3 protein-coding genes are annotated in these 2,660 nt (G+C 66.4%); all 3 read right to left on the minus strand.

What is annotated here, in order from left to right; translation table 11 throughout:
* Positions 1–609 (minus strand): DNA-processing protein DprA (locus ACK41X_RS23385; protein WP_409728694.1); only part of this gene is annotated, 609 nt, incomplete at its 3' end.
* Positions 606–1,232: a glycerol-3-phosphate 1-O-acyltransferase PlsY gene (gene plsY, locus ACK41X_RS23390; protein WP_409728696.1), complete on the minus strand. Its 627-nt coding sequence runs from the start codon at positions 1,230–1,232 to the stop codon at positions 606–608. The genes plsY and ACK41X_RS23385, both read right to left, overlap by 4 nt.
* Positions 1,233–1,265: 33 nt before the next feature.
* Positions 1,266–2,573 carry a dihydroorotase gene (locus ACK41X_RS23395; protein WP_409728699.1) on the minus strand — a complete coding sequence of 436 codons (1,308 nt, stop codon included), beginning with the start codon at positions 2,571–2,573 and terminating at the stop codon, positions 1,266–1,268.
* Positions 2,574–2,660 lie beyond the last annotated feature (87 nt).

A 2,660-nucleotide genomic window follows, 5' to 3' on the forward strand; every position in this document is an offset into this window, starting at 1 on the left:
GATCGCAGCGCCGGCTTCCAGCAGTTCCTCGAGCAGAGACACATGGTCAGGCGGATAGATGTGATCCTGTCCGCCCGCCAGCACCGCAATTGTTCCGGTATCGAGACTGGCGCGATGCGCAGCCGCATCGATGCCGCGTGCGAGGCCGGATGCCGTGACGAACCCAGCCTCGCCGAATTCACGCGCGATGCGTCCGGCGAACTTTGCCCCCGCGGCGGATGCGTTGCGCGAGCCCACGATCGCGATCATCGGCGAAGCCAGCGCTGCGAGCCGTCCGCGTACCGAGAGCAAGGGCGGCGCGTCGTCGATCCTGCGCAGGCGCGGCGGATAGCCGGGCTCGCCGAGGGCGACAAAGGATGCGCCGATGCGCCGCGCCGCCTCGATCTCGCGTTCCGCTTCCTGGACCGAGCAGATGCGGCCAGGCGCCTGCGCCCCGCCGCGCCGCGCCAGCTCGGGCAGCATCTCGATGGCGGCGCGCGCGCCGCCATAATGATTGATCAGTGTGCGGAAGGTGCGCGGCCCGACATTCTCGCTGCGGATCAGACGCAGCCAGTCGAGCCGCTGACTATCCGAGAGGGATACGCCGTCGACCGCTGGCGGAGACTTCACGGCTTCACCGCGGTTTGTCCGATTCTGGTTTCGGTGCCCGCGATCAGCCGCGCGATATTGGCACGGTGCATGACGACGACCATGATCGCCATGACGAAGAACAGCGCCGCCTCAAGTGGCTTGCCCAGCGTCCAGAGGATGACGGGCGATGCGGCGCACGCGGTCATACCGGATAGCGACGAGTAGCGCGTGATCGCCGCGAGCCCGAGCCAGATCGCCGCGAAAATGAGCACCGCGATCCATGAGAAGGCCAGCAGCACCCCGATGAAGGTCGCGACGCCCTTGCCGCCCTTGAAGCGCAGCCAGACCGGAAACAGATGGCCAATGAATGCGCCGAACCCCGCCGCGATCGCCGCTTCCGTTCCGAACAGATGCCGGCAGAGCAGGACCGCTGCCGTGCCCTTGAGCATATCGGCCAGCAATGTCGCCGCCGCGAGCCCTTTCTTGCCGGTGCGCAGCACATTGGTTGCGCCGATATTGCCGGAGCCGATGTTGCGCAGATCCGGACCGCCGGTGAGGCGCGTGAGCAAGAGCCCGAACGGGATCGAGCCGAGCAGGTAGCCGATCGACAGCGCCGCGATCAGCATCGGCAGAAGCACGATCAAGCCAGCCCCCTCCGTCATACCCGAAGCGTCCCCGTTGCCCGCAAAAAACGATCAGGCGGAAGCGTACTCGTAGGCGGTGCGGCCGGCAACGATGGTGCGGACGACGCGGCCGTCAAGGCGCGCCTCGTCGAACGGCGTGTTCTTGCATTTCGACTTGAGGTCGGCCGGGTCGAGCACGAAGGACGTTTCCGGATCGAAGACGATGACGTCGCCTGGTGCTCCATTGCGCAACGAGCCGCCGGGAAGCCCGAGCAATTCGGCCGGTCTTGTTGACATCGCGGCCAGCAATTGGGTCAGCGTGAGGTGTCCGCCATGGACCATGCGCAAGCCAGCCGACAGCATGGTCTCCAGACCGACCGCGCCGGGTGCAGCCTCGGCGAAGGGCAGCCTCTTGGTCTCGACATCCTGCGGATTGTGGTCCGACATCACGATGTCGATCAGCCCGTCGGCGACCGCCTGCACCAACGCGGCTCGGTCGTCTTCGGCGCGCAGCGGCGGCGTCAGCTTGAAAAAGGTGCGGTAGGGGCCGATGTCGATTTCGTTGAGCGTCAGGTGATTGATCGAGGCCGCCGCGCTGACCGGCAAGCCAGCATCCTTGGCGCGCCGCAGGATGTCGAGCGAGTCGCGGCAGGTGACGGAGGCTGCGTGATAGCGGCATCCGGTGAGCGCGACGAGGCGCATGTCGCGCTCCAGCATCACCGCTTCGGCCGCTGTCGGAATGCCGTGGAGACCGAGGCGTGCGGCAAACTCGCCTTCGTTCATGACGCCTTCGCCGATCAGGTCCGGATCTTCGGTGTGATGCACGATGAGCGCGTCGAAGTCGCGTGCATATGTCATGGCGCGGCGCATCACCTGCGCATTGGTGACGCTCTTTGCGCCGTCGGTGAAGGCGACGGCGCCCGCGGCCTTCAGAAGGCCGATCTCGGTCATCTCCCTGCCTTCGAGGCCCTTGGTCAGCGCCGCCATCGGCTGCACATGGACGATCGCGGTATCCCGCGCGCGGCGCAGAATAAAATCGACGATGGCCGGATCGTCGATCGCAGGCGAGGTGTCGGGCTGGCAGATGATCGTGGTGACGCCGCCGGCAGCGGCCGCCTGGCTCGCGGTCGCAAGGGTGTCGCGATATTCCGCACCAGGTTCGCCGACAAAGGCGCGCATGTCGATCAAGCCCGGCGCCACGATCCGGCCCCGGCAATCGACGACTTCGGTGCCTTCGGGCACGCCCGCGGCGCCGATGCCGCGCTTGGCGTCGCGGACGACACCGTCAGCAATCAAGACGTCGCCGGGGAAATCGAGGTCGCGCGACGGATCGACGATCCGGGCATTGGCGAGCAGGATCGGGCGGCGGTCGGACAGCATGGGCTAGTGTCCCGAATCCGAAGTCCGCCTTTTTCTGCGGCTTTCTCTTGGGCGGACTTCGGATTCGAAGGAACACGAGCAAGCGTT

The sequence above is a fragment of the Pseudorhodoplanes sp. genome (genome assembly GCF_046289595.1).
In the GTDB taxonomy this organism is placed as follows: domain Bacteria; phylum Pseudomonadota; class Alphaproteobacteria; order Rhizobiales; family Xanthobacteraceae; genus Pseudorhodoplanes.